Raw genomic sequence first — 14,363 nt, 5'->3', positions numbered from 1 at the left:
AACATATGAAAATATTACTTTTAGAAGATGATTACAATTACAATGAAAGTATCACTGAATACTTAGAAGATTTAGGGTTTCAAGTTGATAGTTTTTATGATGGGGAAGAAGCATTAGATGCTATTGTAGAAAATAGTTACTACTTATTGATTTTGGATATTAAGGTTCCAAAATTAAATGGTCACGAATTAATCAAATACTTAAATGAAATGGGAAACGAAACACCAATACTTATAATGACTTCTTTAGTTGATATTGATAATATGACTATTGGATATGAGTTAGGCTGTGATGATTATTTAAAAAAACCATTTGAATTAAAAGAGTTAGAATTAAGAGTTACTCAATTAATAAGAAGTAAGTACAATACAGATAAAAACTCAACATACAAACTAAAAGATGGTTATACTTTTGAGTTTATTTCAGGAGTATTAAAAAAAGATGATATTGAAATTGAATTAACATCAAAAGAGATAGAGTTAGTAAGATTTTTAATAAAAAATGCTAATTGTTATTGTGAAATTGAAAATTTAAGAGAGAATGTGTGGGAAGGCAAAGATATACATTATGCAGATATTAGAATGTATATTAGTAAAATAAGAGTCAAAACTAATAAAGAGTTTATAGTATCTTCACGAGGATTGGGATATAAAATTGAAATACCAAGTTAATGAAAAAAAAGTAGCCTATTTTTATACTTTTTTAGTGATGGTACTTTTTTCAATACCTACATATTTTGCAGTTGTTTTCTCTTTTGAAAAAGAGCTTATTTTAAAAGAGTTAGCCCTTGAAAAATTCACAAATGATTTAGAAAGAAAGATATATTCTGAGAATATGGATTTATCAAGAAGTGTAAAAATAAAATTTGCACTTTTTGATGATAATATGCAAATAATTTCTTCAAGTTTATCTGAAAAATTAGATTATTATGATTTTAAAACATATATTGACTATCCTTATATGTATTACAAGCAAGAAATAGAGTATAAAAATAGATACAATGCAAGATATATAATTAGTGAAGTACAGATTAATTATGCAAAAATGATTTTTATAGCAATTTTACTCTTTTTAGTTATACTTGCAAATATATATATTTTAAATAAAGTTATAATTAAAAATACAGCAAGACCATATGAGTTAATGCAAAAATACACTAACTCTTTTTTTAATGATACTATGCATGAATTAAAAACTCCTTTGGGTGTAATAAATATAAATTTAGACTTGCTTGTTCAAAAAACTGAGGCAAATAAATATACTAAAAGAATGAAAACTGCTTTAAAGCAGATACAAATTACCTATGAAGATATAGAATATCATATAAAAAATAAGAAAGTTAAATATATAAAAGAAAAACTTAACATATCAAGTTTATTGTATTCAAGAATAGATTTTTTTGAAGATGTTGCAAATTCAAAAGCTATCTATTTTGATGTAAATATTGATAAGGAATGCTATGTTTTTATGAACTCTTTAGAGTTTCAAAGAGTAGTTGATAATACATTAAGCAATGCAATAAAGTACTCAAATCCAAAAAATAAAATTGAAATAAAATTAGAAAATAAAAATGATATATCAAGACTTAGTATTAAAGATTATGGGCATGGTATTAAAAATATAAAGAGTGCTTTTAATAGATTTGATAGACAAGATGAAGTCCAAGGTGGTTTTGGACTGGGGTTAAATATTATAAAAAATATTGCAAATAAAAATGGAATAAAAATTGATGTTGAAACAAAAGTAGATGAGGGTAGCACTTTCATATATGAATTTAGAAATTATAAAAAGAAGTTCTTAGATGGAGTTGAAGATGACAGTTAATAGAAATTTTGTTTTTTTAATACTATTTGTTGCAATTAGTTCATTTTTTTTATTTTGGGCATTTAATAACTATATGATTTATGAACAAAAAAATAGTAATGAAAACCTTATGGATGTTTATCTTAATGATTTAGCAAAAGAGATAAAAAAAAATAAAGAGTTAGTTTTAACTTCTGCTGTTTTAATTTCAAAAAATGATGATATAAAAAGGTGTTTAAAAACAAATAATAAAGAAGACTGTATTAAATATTTACAAAAATCAAAACAAAGCTTAGTAAGTACTTCTTTGTTTAAAGATATAAAGATTCATTTACATAAAAAAGATTTAAAGAGTTTTTTTAGATTATGGGATTTAAAAAATAGTAAAAATGACTCATTACAAAGCTTTAGATACTGTTTGAAAATAGTAAAAAATGAAAAAAAACCAAAATCCTGTATCGAGATAGGGCGTTTTTCTATGTTAATTAGAGGAGTTAGTCCTGTGGTTGAAGATAATGAGTATTTAGGATCAATTGAAGCAATTATAGATTTTAGTTCAATTATTGAGCATTTCAAAGAAAAAGATATCAAGCTTTATGTACTTATGAAGAAAGAGTATTTATCAATACCTACAAAAGTTAAATTTAAAAAAGAGCAGATTTTAAAAGATTATGTGGTTTTAAATAATAAAATAGAAGATTTTTCTTTTTTAGATAATAAAAGATTTGAACATACAGGATATATAAAAAAATCAAATTATTATTTATTATATACTCCTATATATAATATAAGTAAAGAACAAATTGGTACATATGTATTAAAAATATATATCTAATTAAAGAAGCACGCAAACTCCATTTTCTACTTTGAATATAGAGTTTAATTCATATTCAAAGATTTTATCATTGTATTTTATTAGTGCTTCTTCATATGTAGGTTTCGTTTTTAGATAATTTATTACTTCATCTTCTTGTTTGAGATTTTGATGTTTAAAGCTATTTACAAACTCATCAATATCATAAATCACTTCAACGAAACCCTTTTTAATATATTTGATAAGCCCTTTATTATCTTCAATCCTATGGGCAATTGTATATACTTTTTTATTCATTTTAAGAGCATACTCTAAGCTTCTAATACTTCCTGAGTTTTCATCTGCTTGCATTATAATTAATATATCACTTAAAGCTACGACTATTTCATTTCTACTTAGTTCTCGGTGTTGAATATTAATTGAATATTGATAGGAAACCAAAAATAAAGGTATCTCAATATTCATATCATTGAATATTGAGCATTTAAATTGAATATTAAAGGAAAAGAAATGATAGTTACAAAAGAGTGGGATGATGTAGTTGAGAAAATATATAAGTTAATAGATTTAGATTATATAATGGATTTAGAATTAACTATACCTTCATCATTGTTTTCTCAGTATAAAGCAGAATATCAAGAACAAGAAAATGAAAGGTTAAGTTATAGATATATAAATTTAAAAGCTACAAGTTATTGTACAGGTCAAAAAATATCAAAGATAACAAGAATTAAATTTGGTAGCTTTGAAAAAGTTGATTATGAAAAAAAAGAATTAACTATTGAATTCAAATATGCAAATCAAATAGTTTTATATTTAATTCACTTATTACAGCCAGATGAATTAAAAATTAATACTTTAGATTTAGATGTTAGGTCAGTTTAAAAGCTTGAGAGATAAAACCCTAGTAAGCAACCGATGAAGAAAGCTATTATTATCCAAAGAACAATCCTAAATTCATATTTACCTAGGAATGTTTTTGAAAGGTTATAGTAATTATATATGTCTTGTTCAGTTTCATTTTCTTTACTTTTTCTATTAAGAAATACATCTCTTTTTTCACAATCTTTATTATACTTTCCACGTATTCTTGCTAATAAGTTAGATCTACATCTTGTCCATTTTTTAATGAATGATGTATGCTCAATTATATATAATGAATTTATATTACTATCTAGAATCCAATTAATATCTACTTCTTTGTCTAGGCAATAAGGAATGAGATATTTGTATGGAACTTGGTCATTATTTTTATCTCTTGAAAATTGTGATGGAGACATACCCATAGCTTTTGCGATATCCTTTTCATCAACTTTTGTTAAACCATCTTGTGCATATATTGATTCTAACTTATATATTAATTCATTATTGAACTTAATGTCTCTCATACTAAACCCTCCATAGTTGAATGCAATATTATATATACAAATTTTTGTAATTTACTTAAAAATAACTGAACAAAATAACAAATTGTTAAGTAATTTTGTAAATGCATGTATTTAATATAAAATTCTAAAGTTAAAAGGAAAATAATGAAAATAAATATTGGTAATGACTATATACTTACTTTTTTATATAACAATGAATTAGTAGAATTATATCAATCAAAAGAGTGGTCGTATTGGATGAGAAATCTTCAAAATTTGTCATTGGGTACAATCTCTTCTTATATGAAAAGTATGGAAAGGTTCTGGATTTGGAGTTTATACAATAATGTTAAAGATAATGAAGCTTTCCCTTTTTATCAAGCTCGATATAGAGAAGATCTAAAAATGGGTTTTATAATTAATGAAGAAATACTAATTAATAATCAAATGGTTTCAATTGAAATATATTCATCTAAATCAATGACTACAGAAACAATTGATAAGGAAATGGCAGGAATTAAATCTTATTTTTTCTTTGTTGAAGATCTAGATTTAATGCATGACAGTAACTCAATTAATAAGGCATATGAAAATAGAAAAGCTCAATATTCTTTTTTGTCTTCTGTTAATATGAAGAAAGCACAAATTAACTATGAACTAACTGCTTTCAAACGAGAATTTGTTAAGCCATATAAAAAAAGAATCAGGAGTAGCCAAACGCTAAAGAGTTTCCCCTTAGATTTATTTGATAATTTATTAGAGTTATCAAATCCAAGAGAAAGACTTATTTATTTATTATGTGGCGCTTGTAGTACAAGAATAGGACAGGCCTTAAACCTAACAATTTATGATGTGGATTATGAAAAACAAGAAGTATGGCTTATTGATCCTAAAAGTGATGATAAAGATATATATGGAAACAAACGAGTTAAATGGTTAAAAGAAGAATACAATATTGATGTACGTTTTGATAAACCACATAATGCTCTTGATCTACAATTCAAATATCCAATTCCTTATGAGTATGAACCTCTTCATTGGATAAATCCAAAATATAAAACTATATTTTTTTCAACACTTGTTGAATATGTCAGTACAAAGTATTATTTGCCTGAAGCATCTAGAATTCCAAGACATCCATTTCTATTTGTCACAAAAAGTGGAAATAGATTACGAACAAGAGAAGTTAATAAGTCATTTAAAAGTTTATTACAAAAGTTAAAAAGACTTGAACTTAGTGAAGATAGTTTGGAACATTATAGTTTACATTCGTTACGTCATATGTTTGGTTTTATGACTGCTAAACTTTATGGACATACAGGGAATGATACTTTAATAAGTTGGACAAAAAATGCAATGGGACATAGCTCATTAGAATCAACTATGATTTACTTTAATATGAGTTTTGAGATGAAAAAAGAGTTACTTAAAAAAGCAATAGAAAATAGTCAAAAGAGGATGTAGTATGAAAGTTAAAAAAGATAATTTAAAAGAATTTAGGGATAAGCGTGTGGAAATAAATGTGATATTAGTACAAAAAACTATAGATAAAATAGTTGCATTGAATGGTGAATTATCTGCAAATAATGTTTCAAAGACCTCATATTTAATTGCAGACTCCGTTTTAGGAGAAAAAGGTATTTCTCCATCAGCAATTAGTAAAAACATTATATATAAACAAATGATTCAAAAAGCTCAACAAGAAATGGGTTCTAATGAAGGACCTAAGGGTTTTAAAACTGATGGAGATATCCGAATTGAGTTGTTTTCTACAAAAATTGAAATGGAAAAGATCAAAAAAGAGAACAAACTATTAAGAGAAGTGTTAAAAAAATATGGTGGTAATTTAAACTCTTTTGATATGCCAAGTTACGAAGAAATAGAAAAAAATCAGTTGATACAACAGGCATCAAAGGGTCTTATTCAAAGGCTTTATGAATTAGGATTAGCCGAATATGATATGAAGAAAGAAGCTTTAGTTTTGGTTCAACTTGGAGATATATTGTTATATAGAAATGGCTATAAATTAATTATGGAGGATTCATAATGTATAAATTTGTAGATGTATTACCTATCGTAAATTTAACAGATGATATCTTGATATTAAATACTGCAAAAAATAGTATCAAGAAAGATTGGTTTGCTTTTTGTGATCATTTTATATCGCATGAACTTAAACATACTTCATTAAATAAGAAACCAGAAATACGAAACTATAAAGAAGGGAGTAATAACTTTGTTAGCTTTTCTGGAACCTTAAAAAATCTATTTGGTTTTGGAAATGGTTTGGATATATTAGACTTTAAGTATACAGATGGAATTTATTCTATTCTCGTTACAACAGATTATGAAAAGATGATATCAATGTATAATGATTCATCTAGTGTTCGAATCAATGGAAAGTTTTTTACTCCAATAAGTATCTTAACAAGATTTTTCGTCTATCAAAGATATCATAAAAAACTGCTATTTCCAATTACTACAAAAGCAATATCCCACTTTAAATATGATTTTAGCAAATTGTTTAAAACAAATAAACTATATTTAGAATTACATGAGTTAATACTTAAATCAAAAGATAAAAAATATGCACGTTCAGAATTAAAGACACTTGATGGAATAATATCCTGTTGTCTTTGGAGTACAAAAGAAGACATAATGAATGAGGATATAAATCAATTTCAAACATATTGTTTCAAAAATAAAGATAATATAGTTAGTTTTCCTCGAAAGATTTCAGTGCTAAATAAAATTCGGTTATATCTATTAGAATCGGGGGTATCAAATATCGATACTCCAAATATTTTTACTAATTCTATTAGAAAAAATCCACAAACAATAGTTTATGATATGAAAAAAGATCCGTTTGAGTGGTTGAGTATTGATAAAACACACAAACTATTTTCTTTAAAAACAGATGCAAATTTATATCTACAACGGCTTTATATAGATGGTATAAAAACAGCTACAAGAAAAAAGTACATGGTAGCAATCAATCATATGTTTAAATATATTATAAAAGAGCAAGAGGATTTTGATACCTTTGATGAGAATACTGTGAACAGTATGTTTGATGTAAACAATAAAAATACTTTTTTTAAATATTTACAATTACAAAATATTGCTGAGGGAAGTCAATATGAGGCACTTAGTGTAGTGAACAAGTTTTTGCAGTTTTGTGGTTTAATAACACCATTTGCAAAAAGAAATATACCTAAAAGAAAAAAGAAGAGACGAACTATTACTTCAAGAGATGCAATGCCTCAAGAGATGCTTAATGAATTAAAAAAAATACTTACAACAAACCCACCTAAACCCAGTACAGTATGGGAGCCTTCAAAAGCAAATTTAGATTGGTGGAAATTTAAAGATATTTATCCTGTTCAACCACTTATGATGTTAATGCATTTAAATATACCAATAAGAGGTGGACAATTAAGACATTTATGTAGGAATAAATCTTTAGTATTTAACCATGATGGAAACCTAGAAAGATTTATTATAAATACAGATAAAAACGTAAATAGAGATACGTTACAAGAGATACCTAATGTTTGGGAAGAACTTAATATCTTAAAAGATTATTTGCAGTGGAATAAAGAGTATTATCCAACCCTACCACAATATAAATACAATAATGAGGAAAATACACCTTGGGAAGATATTGAACCATTATTTTTAATACCAAATTCACTTCAACCAATCACCCCTTTTCAACATAAAGTATATTTAATCAAGCTTCTATGTACTTATCAAATAAAAATAAATAATGCTTATCAGTTTGGATATATAAAATATAAATCAAATGTAGCATGGAAAAAAGATAGTAAAGAGTTTTTTAGAACCATAGAGGAATTAAACCAAGCAAATGATACATATCTAATAAAAAAAATACAAGTTGCTTATAACATACATGCTATAAGAGTTACAGGTATCACTAGATACCTTTATGCAGGGGTAAACTTAAATGTATTACTAATGCTAACTGGCCATGTAGATTACAATATGATTGTTAATGTATATACTAAATTCACTCAAGAGGAGAAAAAAGAGATTTTACAAAGTGCTGTACAAAAGTTAAGGTTTGATCAGCCAGAAGAACTAGTTAATAATGTAGAGAGTTTTATTTTTAATGAAATACCTTGTAATTATGATACTTCAAATCCAAAAGATATAAAAAAGGCTTTTAAAGAAAATGGATTATTCTCTATGAAAAGAAAGGCTTCAACTTTACAAGATTCTCTTGATATCGATTCAGGGATTAATATAGCATCTATTAAACATCCTACTTCATGGTTTCCAATGATTAGCGGTATTTGTCCTGGAGTTCAATGTCCCGAAGGAAGAGAACGTAAGTGTTCCTTATGCAGTTACTTTATTACAGGAAGGTTATTTTTAGATGGGATTATTCATATGGCAAATTTAGCCATGACATCATTTGTTAGATTATCAAAAGAACATGAGCAAGATAAGAAAGTGAGCACTAGGTATTCAGATACAAAAGCTACTAAATTGGAATTATTAGTTGAAGAGATTATGGGCTGGCATGAGATACTTGATAAAATTGAAAGTGATATCACAAAAAGTATAGAAGATAATTCTCTTATGTTATATGCGCCGAATAAAGTAATAGAAGCAAGAGAAGTAAATAGTAATTTAGCATACTTAGAAAATTGCTATCATGCAAAACTTATGGGTGTTGAACAAGATGATTATGGGCTCAAATTATTAACTATTAAAGCTATTCAATTCGCTCAAAGTATGAATGAAGAAGAAAAGGTAGTAGAGTTGATTAATGATAATGTAGATGCAATAGATTATTTGATGGAATATTATATTGATCCAAAAAAGAGGGGTCTATTAACATCTTTTATTAAAGAAATTTCTGAAAAAAAGTAAAAAAGGGAGTTATATGAAAAGTCGATTGAAAAATGTAATGTATTTGGTACTAATTGATACTGTTATTAATCTGTTAAGTGGAGTTGTATTAAGTCATATTGATATAATTAGTATGCTTATTTAGTTTAAGGACAAGATCCTATAGCATTAAATTTTATCTGTTTTTACATAGTAGCTAGTTCCAATTTTCTTCCAATGACCTTTAAATATGAAATTTTGTCCAGTGGAGTAATTATTCGTGTTTCACATTGAGTGGGGATTTGGAACTATATTTCAGTACAGAAAATACTACTACCTTTTTTCAATAAGAATATCATTTGAATATGATTTATAAATATCATCTAAGACCATGCCATGAAGTTGAGCTTTTAATCCACTAGATGGTTTGGTAATAAGATTTACATAGATATATTTGAATTGTTTGTTTGGTAAGTTTGCAATTAGTAGGGACGATAAAATATTGTGGATATTATAACTTTTTTTAAAATATTCCTTTAAAGTATTAAAGATTAGATTATAGAGTTTTAATGATTATATAAATACTGTAATACAAATTTTTTATAATTATTTTACTTAAAAGGTCTTCATTAAAACAGGTTATATTTATGATGATATCTAATCTGGCTATATAGTAATTAGGACACAGAATATTTAGACATTCTGAGTTAAAATAAACTAATTAAGGAATGCCATGTCACGAAGTAATTATAATGAAGAGATTAGAGCTTCAACAGTACAATTAATAATGTTAATAAATGTCTTTTATTTTTATCATTTATAGATAGTTCTATATCCTTTGTCTACTATTATTAGGATCATATTTAAAAATGTCATCATTATCAATTCTTTTAAAATTAATTATTTTAATAGGAGATTTTAATTTGATTTTTATTAATTCATAGAGTTCATAAAAGAACTTACCTTCTTCTATAAAATATTGGTCTTCACACAAAAATTCATTTATTTTATTTCGTTTTATATTAAGTTCATCTTTTTTAGTTCTTCTCTTATATACTTCTTCAATTTTATATAAATTATCTACTACAGGTGTCATTTGAGAAGTGTATATCTTTGCAATTTCTTCAAAATAAAAATATATTAAATTATATGTTTCATTATAAATTTTCAAGAAATTACTTCTTGCTTTTTTCCCCTCTTTAAAGTTGTTTTTTACAAAGAAGTTACAAGATTTAGTGTATTCAAATTGAAGTGCTCTCATATTGTTAGCAATTTGAAATAAATATTTACGTATTTCACTCTCACGTTCTCTTTTTTTCACATAAAAATGATTTATTATAGAAACTAAAATACCTCCTACAAGCATAAAAAAAGCTTTTTCATAAATGCTCAATTAATATTCCTTCTCTTTTAAATTTATAAAGTATATATAAATAATAATTCTAAATATATTAAGTATTTTTTTTAAAGTCATTCAATATAAATATATCATTTTCAAAATGTACAATATTAGATATCTCATCAAAATTATTAAAATATAAATGATAGTGTGTCATAGGAATATTTTCAAATTTTATAAATAGCTTCCACTCTAAAACTATCTTATACTTAAATTTATTAGTTTGTTTTTTATCTTTTGAGTGTTTACTCTATGAAATATCTGATATTAAATCACACTCAATTTTTTTACCTAAAAAGTTTATTCTATGTTTTATTGAAAAAATAAAATAATAAATAGTCAGTTTATTATGCTACATACCTGGTCCAAATGAGTAGTCAGGCTCAGGCGGATTTAGGTAATTATTAATCTCACTTACTATACAACTTTTAGTTGAACAATAATCACAGTTTAATCCAAGTTTTTTTGCAATTGTTTTCATTTCTTCTAAACTTAAACTATCTTTTTTACTAAGTAATTCTTCAAATGTTGTAATATTTAACATTAAATCTCCTACAAATTATGTTTTGGTAATCTGAAATTATATCCTGAATTATTTTAATTTCTTTGTTATTTATTTTTTAAAAAAGTCTTCAATATTTACATCTAAAACATAAGCAATTTTTGCAAGATGCTCTATATTAAAATGATAGTTCTTATAGCAAATCTCACAACATGAAATTACAGTAACAGATTTATGTCCTATTGCTTGGGCCAATGCAAGTTGAGAAATATTCTTTTCTTCTCTTATTCTTTTTACATTTTTACCAATTTTAATGTATAGATTCTGTATGTAATCTTTATCTAATAATTCAATATCTTTCAATTTATAACTTTATATAAGAAGTTGTTAAATTTTATAAGGATATTATTTTTCCTGCAACTTTATATATAAAGTTATTATTCTAAATAAAGGTAGATAATGGTTTTTTTCAGGACTAATGTATGAAAAGAAAAAAAGAGTTAGGAACAACTGCATTAGCACTAATTATTATATTAATATTATCAATACTTCTATTCATGGGATTACTTTTTAGTGGTACTTTAAAAATTAATGATATTAGAATGGCTCTTAAATTTAGCAGTATTCCAAGTACAGTTATTAATGATATTACAGCTATGCAAGACTCTATGAATTATAAAAATAAATTGACTTGTAAAGACTTTCAAAAGTTGTTATCAGATGATAGTTATACATGCAAGAAAACAAAAGATAAAGTTGAAATAATCAATGATAATCTCATATTCTACTCATTTGATAGTAGTATGAGTTTAAATACCTCATTATCAAGAAAACTTCATAGTAAAGAGTATGATTTATCTATTTATTACAAAAATGCTAAAGAATATGATCATAGCTACAACCATGAAATCAATCAAAAGTTAAAAGAAGAACTTAAAAATAAATTTTCTTCAATCACAAATAAAGATATAAGAATAAGTCAGTTCGATGCATATTTAACAATTTACAACTTTAGCTATTTAATAAGGAATTGAAATGTCAATACAAAAAAATTATAAAGGTTATCGAAAAATATTTGATAAATATAATATAAATATTAATGATTCTGAAAAGTATTTGGGTAAAGTAAAAATATATGAAACTGTTGCAAAAGTGGTTTTATTAATAACTTTCATATTATGTTCAATTCTTTTATATGCTGCTTTTACAGAAAAAGGAAATGCAGGACTAGGAATCGCAATTACTTTCATTGTTGTACTGTTTCCAGGATTGATTCTATGGAAAATATTTAGCTTAGTTAAGATGAGTAAAATTGCTAAACTTGATGATTTAATATTCAATAAATTTCTTATAAATAAAATCAAAATCTTTTACTCTATTGATGAACTTCAAAATTGTACTTATGATAAGATTGAGCATATTAATACAAGAGCATACTCTGAAGGTAATTCAAATCAAGCAATAATTAATTTAACATTCATGGCTTTTGAAAAAGGTGCTGAAGGTATTATTATTGTTTCAAACAATAGTGAAACTGTTACAGCTACAACTATTAACAATAAAAGTAGTTCTACTCAAATTAATAGAATGGTAAATTCTTCTGAAGCTATTTTAATTAAAAATATTAAAAAAGAAGAAGTTAAAAGTTTTGACTTAAACTATTGGTACGAGCTAAAAGAGAAAGGTGCTATTAGTTCACAAGAGTATGAGAATAAAAAGAGAAAATTGTTATAATAGATACTTTACAGCACAAGTATATCTTTTGTTGTAATTTTGGAATCAAACTTCATTGAAACTTAAATTTAGATAGTTTCGCACTATTTCGCACTAAGGATTAAAATGAGTGAAAAAGATTTAATCAACTACGCAAAAACCTTATTAAATAATACTCTAACACTTGATGAAAAAACTATAAGTGAACTTGCATATGAAGAAACTAAATCAAAAAAAGCACTTTTAGAAGATGTCTTTCTTAGAAATAAAAGTAAAGACAAAAAAGCATTTTTCATATTTGGTGGATATGGTTCAGGTAAAAAAGAGTTTGCAAGTGCATTAAATGAACTTTATCAAATTGATTTTATAGAGCATACTGAAATAAAAAAATATTGCAAATATTATAATGGTACAAATTCACATTTATTTGAAAAAGCAAGTTTTGAGGGTATTAATATTATTATGGATACTGTTTTAAATAAAAGTTACTCTTTTATTTTAGATGGTAGATTTTTTGAGTTTATAGATAGTGCGTTAGAAAAGAATTATGATATTGAAATAAATTTTGTATATAGACCTTTAGATATCGCAATAAAGAGTGTAAAAATACTTGAGAATACTTTTTATAGTGAGTTCATGAATTCTATAAATGCTGTAAATAATATAAAAGAAAAATACTCAAATGTAAGATTGAATTTTTATGATCTTCATAATGATTTAGTTTTTAAAGATATTAATAGTTTAGATGAAGTTATAAACCAAAGTGAAGTCATGCAAAAGGATATTAAATTTGCAAAAGATTTTTTATTAAAAAATTCTGATTTGGCTTTTAATAAATTGCAAGAGGTAATAAATACAGATTATCCAATAAAGAAAATAAAGTTATCTGATACTATGAAAAAAAACTTAGATAAGTTAGGGATAAAGTATAGTGAGTAAAAATATTGAAAAGAGAAACAAAAATGAAAATAGATATATTAAGTGATTTACATATAGATTTTTATTTTAATCCTAAAGAAAAAATAGAAGATGAACAAATAAAAAAATTCTATGATCCTATTATTAAAAAAGATAATAGAGAAATTGGTAATGTTCTCATCGTTGCAGGAGATATAGGACATTATAATCATCAAAATATAAAAGTATTAAAATACTTTAAAGAACACTACTATAAGCATATAATCTGTATTCTTGGAAACCATGATTATTATTTAGTTGGTAAATATTCAAAACTTCAATTTAAAGATTCATTTGCAAGAGCTGAAGAAATGAGATTAAGAATTAATAGAGAAGAAAACTTATATTGCCTTGATGGGAATGTTATAGAAATAGAGGGAATCAAGTTTGGTGGTTGTGATTCTTGGTATAACGATGGTTATTTAAAAAGAAAATTTCCAAATGAAGATTCTCCAGTTAAATCAACTAATCAAATGTGGCATAACTGTATAAATGATTCTAAATTTATATTTGGTATAGAAAATTTTAATGATATATTTGAAATTGAGAAACCTAAAATTGAAGCAGTTTATAAAAATTGTGATGTAATGATAACTCATATAAATCCATCATGTAAAGATGAAAATATAAATATAAATTTTCAAAATAATCAATCAAATACATTCTTTACTTTTGAGGGAGAAGAGTATTTAAAAAATGGTTCTATGAAATATTGGATATTTGGCCATACTCATGAAGAACTTGAGTATGAAGAGCATAATGTTAAATGTATTTGTAATCCATTTGGATATCCTAGTGAAAGTGGATTTGGTGTATGGGTTAATATTAGACAAATTGAGGTTTAAATAATACCAGGTAAAAGAGATATTATGAAACCTCTTTTATATTTCTAATGATATCTCTTAAAACTTTTATTTGAAGTTCTTTTTGGGAGTGTTAGAAATTCCGTGT

General features: G+C 25.0%; 16 protein-coding genes. 11 read left to right on the top strand and 5 right to left on the bottom strand.

Annotated elements, in window-relative coordinates; genetic code table 11:
• Window positions 1-5: 5 nt before the first annotated feature.
• From ACAN_RS12525 to ACAN_RS12515, 3 genes are read left to right on the top strand one after another with little or no spacing between them, the layout of a single operon-like run.
• The gene (locus tag ACAN_RS12525; RefSeq protein ID WP_099333706.1) at window positions 6-671 is read left to right on the top strand and encodes a response regulator transcription factor; all 666 of its coding nucleotides are present in this window, start codon (window positions 6-8) and stop codon (window positions 669-671) included.
• Entirely contained in the window at window positions 655-1,824 is a 1,170-nt protein-coding gene (locus ACAN_RS12520) for a sensor histidine kinase (RefSeq protein ID WP_099333705.1), read from the top strand. Before ACAN_RS12525 ends, ACAN_RS12520 begins: the two co-directional genes overlap by 17 nt.
• Window positions 1,814-2,638 (top strand): cache domain-containing protein, encoded by an 825-nt coding sequence (locus tag ACAN_RS12515; RefSeq protein ID WP_165773044.1) that lies wholly within the window; start codon window positions 1,814-1,816, stop codon window positions 2,636-2,638. Before ACAN_RS12520 ends, ACAN_RS12515 begins: the two co-directional genes overlap by 11 nt.
• Here ACAN_RS12515 and ACAN_RS12510 read toward each other — a convergent pair whose 3' ends face one another.
• On the bottom strand, window positions 2,639-3,082 hold the full coding sequence (locus ACAN_RS12510) for a DNA-processing protein DprA (RefSeq protein WP_099333703.1): 444 nt from the start codon (window positions 3,080-3,082) through the stop codon (window positions 2,639-2,641). It abuts the gene before it with no gap.
• 45 nt (window positions 3,083-3,127) lie between these two features.
• Here ACAN_RS12510 and ACAN_RS12505 point away from each other — a divergent pair, with 45 nt between their 5' ends.
• The gene (locus ACAN_RS12505) at window positions 3,128-3,502 is read left to right on the top strand and encodes a hypothetical protein (protein WP_099333702.1); all 375 of its coding nucleotides are present in this window, start codon (window positions 3,128-3,130) and stop codon (window positions 3,500-3,502) included.
• Here ACAN_RS12505 and ACAN_RS12500 read toward each other — a convergent pair.
• Complete coding sequence (locus ACAN_RS12500) at window positions 3,499-4,005, bottom strand: LapA family protein (protein WP_099333701.1); 507 nt, start codon at window positions 4,003-4,005, stop codon at window positions 3,499-3,501. The two genes, ACAN_RS12505 and ACAN_RS12500, sit on opposite strands and share 4 nt — an antisense overlap.
• A gap of 144 nt (window positions 4,006-4,149) precedes the next feature.
• Here ACAN_RS12500 and ACAN_RS12495 point away from each other — a divergent pair, with 144 nt between their 5' ends.
• Genes ACAN_RS12495 through ACAN_RS12485 form a run of 3 tightly spaced genes read left to right on the top strand, consistent with a single transcriptional unit; the run spans window position 4,150 to window position 8,883 of the window.
• The gene (locus ACAN_RS12495) at window positions 4,150-5,448 is read left to right on the top strand and encodes a tyrosine-type recombinase/integrase (protein WP_099333700.1); all 1,299 of its coding nucleotides are present in this window, start codon (window positions 4,150-4,152) and stop codon (window positions 5,446-5,448) included.
• A gap of 1 nt (window position 5,449) precedes the next feature.
• Entirely contained in the window at window positions 5,450-6,031 is a 582-nt protein-coding gene (locus ACAN_RS12490; protein WP_099333699.1) for a hypothetical protein, read from the top strand.
• Window positions 6,031-8,883: a tyrosine-type recombinase/integrase gene (locus ACAN_RS12485; protein WP_099333698.1), complete on the top strand. Its 2,853-nt coding sequence runs from the start codon at window positions 6,031-6,033 to the stop codon at window positions 8,881-8,883. Before ACAN_RS12490 ends, ACAN_RS12485 begins: the two co-directional genes overlap by 1 nt.
• Before the next feature lie 787 nt (window positions 8,884-9,670).
• Here the strand turns inward: ACAN_RS12485 and ACAN_RS12480 are convergent.
• The 3 genes from ACAN_RS12480 to ACAN_RS12470 form a co-directional block, all read right to left on the bottom strand.
• Window positions 9,671-10,234, bottom strand: coding sequence for a hypothetical protein (locus ACAN_RS12480; RefSeq protein WP_099333697.1), 564 nt, complete (start codon window positions 10,232-10,234; stop codon window positions 9,671-9,673).
• Between the two features lie 358 nt (window positions 10,235-10,592).
• A complete protein-coding gene (locus ACAN_RS12475; protein WP_099333696.1) occupies window positions 10,593-10,784 on the bottom strand; it encodes a hypothetical protein in 192 nt (63 codons plus the stop codon).
• Window positions 10,785-10,853: 69 nt separating this feature from the next.
• Window positions 10,854-11,105 (bottom strand): helix-turn-helix transcriptional regulator, encoded by a 252-nt coding sequence (locus ACAN_RS12470; RefSeq protein WP_099333695.1) that lies wholly within the window; start codon window positions 11,103-11,105, stop codon window positions 10,854-10,856.
• A gap of 119 nt (window positions 11,106-11,224) precedes the next feature.
• Here ACAN_RS12470 and ACAN_RS12465 point away from each other — a divergent pair, with 119 nt between their 5' ends.
• From ACAN_RS12465 to ACAN_RS12450, 4 genes are all read left to right on the top strand, one after another.
• Window positions 11,225-11,776: a hypothetical protein gene (locus ACAN_RS12465; protein WP_099333694.1), complete on the top strand. Its 552-nt coding sequence runs from the start codon at window positions 11,225-11,227 to the stop codon at window positions 11,774-11,776.
• Between the two features lies 1 nt (window position 11,777).
• Window positions 11,778-12,476: an SHOCT domain-containing protein gene (locus ACAN_RS12460; protein ID WP_099333693.1), complete on the top strand. Its 699-nt coding sequence runs from the start codon at window positions 11,778-11,780 to the stop codon at window positions 12,474-12,476.
• 105 nt (window positions 12,477-12,581) lie between these two features.
• The gene (locus tag ACAN_RS12455) at window positions 12,582-13,394 is read left to right on the top strand and encodes a zeta toxin family protein (protein WP_099333692.1); all 813 of its coding nucleotides are present in this window, start codon (window positions 12,582-12,584) and stop codon (window positions 13,392-13,394) included.
• Window positions 13,395-13,417: 23 nt separating this feature from the next.
• The gene (locus tag ACAN_RS12450) at window positions 13,418-14,257 is read left to right on the top strand and encodes a metallophosphoesterase (protein WP_099333691.1); all 840 of its coding nucleotides are present in this window, start codon (window positions 13,418-13,420) and stop codon (window positions 14,255-14,257) included.
• The last annotated feature ends 106 nt before the right edge of the window (window positions 14,258-14,363 follow it).

Source organism: Malaciobacter canalis, assembly GCF_008000835.1.
Classification (GTDB): domain Bacteria; phylum Campylobacterota; class Campylobacteria; order Campylobacterales; family Arcobacteraceae; genus Malaciobacter; species Malaciobacter canalis.
This window is presented reverse-complemented; position numbering and strand designations above follow the sequence as displayed.

Bases quoted from the DNA above. Each gene is read 5' to 3' on its own strand.
- ACAN_RS12460 (WP_099333693.1), top strand. From the start codon at position 11,778: ATGTCAATACAAAAAAATTATAAAGGTTATCGAAAAATATTTGATAAA.
- ACAN_RS12495 (WP_099333700.1), top strand. From the start codon at position 4,150: ATGAAAATAAATATTGGTAATGACTATATACTTACTTTTTTATATAAC.
- ACAN_RS12465 (WP_099333694.1), top strand. From the start codon at position 11,225: ATGAAAAGAAAAAAAGAGTTAGGAACAACTGCATTAGCACTAATTATT.
- ACAN_RS12475 (WP_099333696.1), bottom strand. From the start codon at position 10,784: ATGTTAAATATTACAACATTTGAAGAATTACTTAGTAAAAAAGATAGT.
- ACAN_RS12485 (WP_099333698.1), top strand. From the start codon at position 6,031: ATGTATAAATTTGTAGATGTATTACCTATCGTAAATTTAACAGATGAT.
- ACAN_RS12500 (WP_099333701.1), bottom strand. From the start codon at position 4,005: ATGAGAGACATTAAGTTCAATAATGAATTAATATATAAGTTAGAATCA.
- ACAN_RS12515 (WP_165773044.1), top strand. From the start codon at position 1,814: ATGACAGTTAATAGAAATTTTGTTTTTTTAATACTATTTGTTGCAATT.
- ACAN_RS12490 (WP_099333699.1), top strand. From the start codon at position 5,450: ATGAAAGTTAAAAAAGATAATTTAAAAGAATTTAGGGATAAGCGTGTG.
- ACAN_RS12525 (WP_099333706.1), top strand. From the start codon at position 6: ATGAAAATATTACTTTTAGAAGATGATTACAATTACAATGAAAGTATC.
- ACAN_RS12505 (WP_099333702.1), top strand. From the start codon at position 3,128: ATGATAGTTACAAAAGAGTGGGATGATGTAGTTGAGAAAATATATAAG.
- ACAN_RS12455 (WP_099333692.1), top strand. From the start codon at position 12,582: ATGAGTGAAAAAGATTTAATCAACTACGCAAAAACCTTATTAAATAAT.
- ACAN_RS12450 (WP_099333691.1), top strand. From the start codon at position 13,418: ATGAAAATAGATATATTAAGTGATTTACATATAGATTTTTATTTTAAT.
- ACAN_RS12510 (WP_099333703.1), bottom strand. From the start codon at position 3,082: ATGAATATTGAGATACCTTTATTTTTGGTTTCCTATCAATATTCAATT.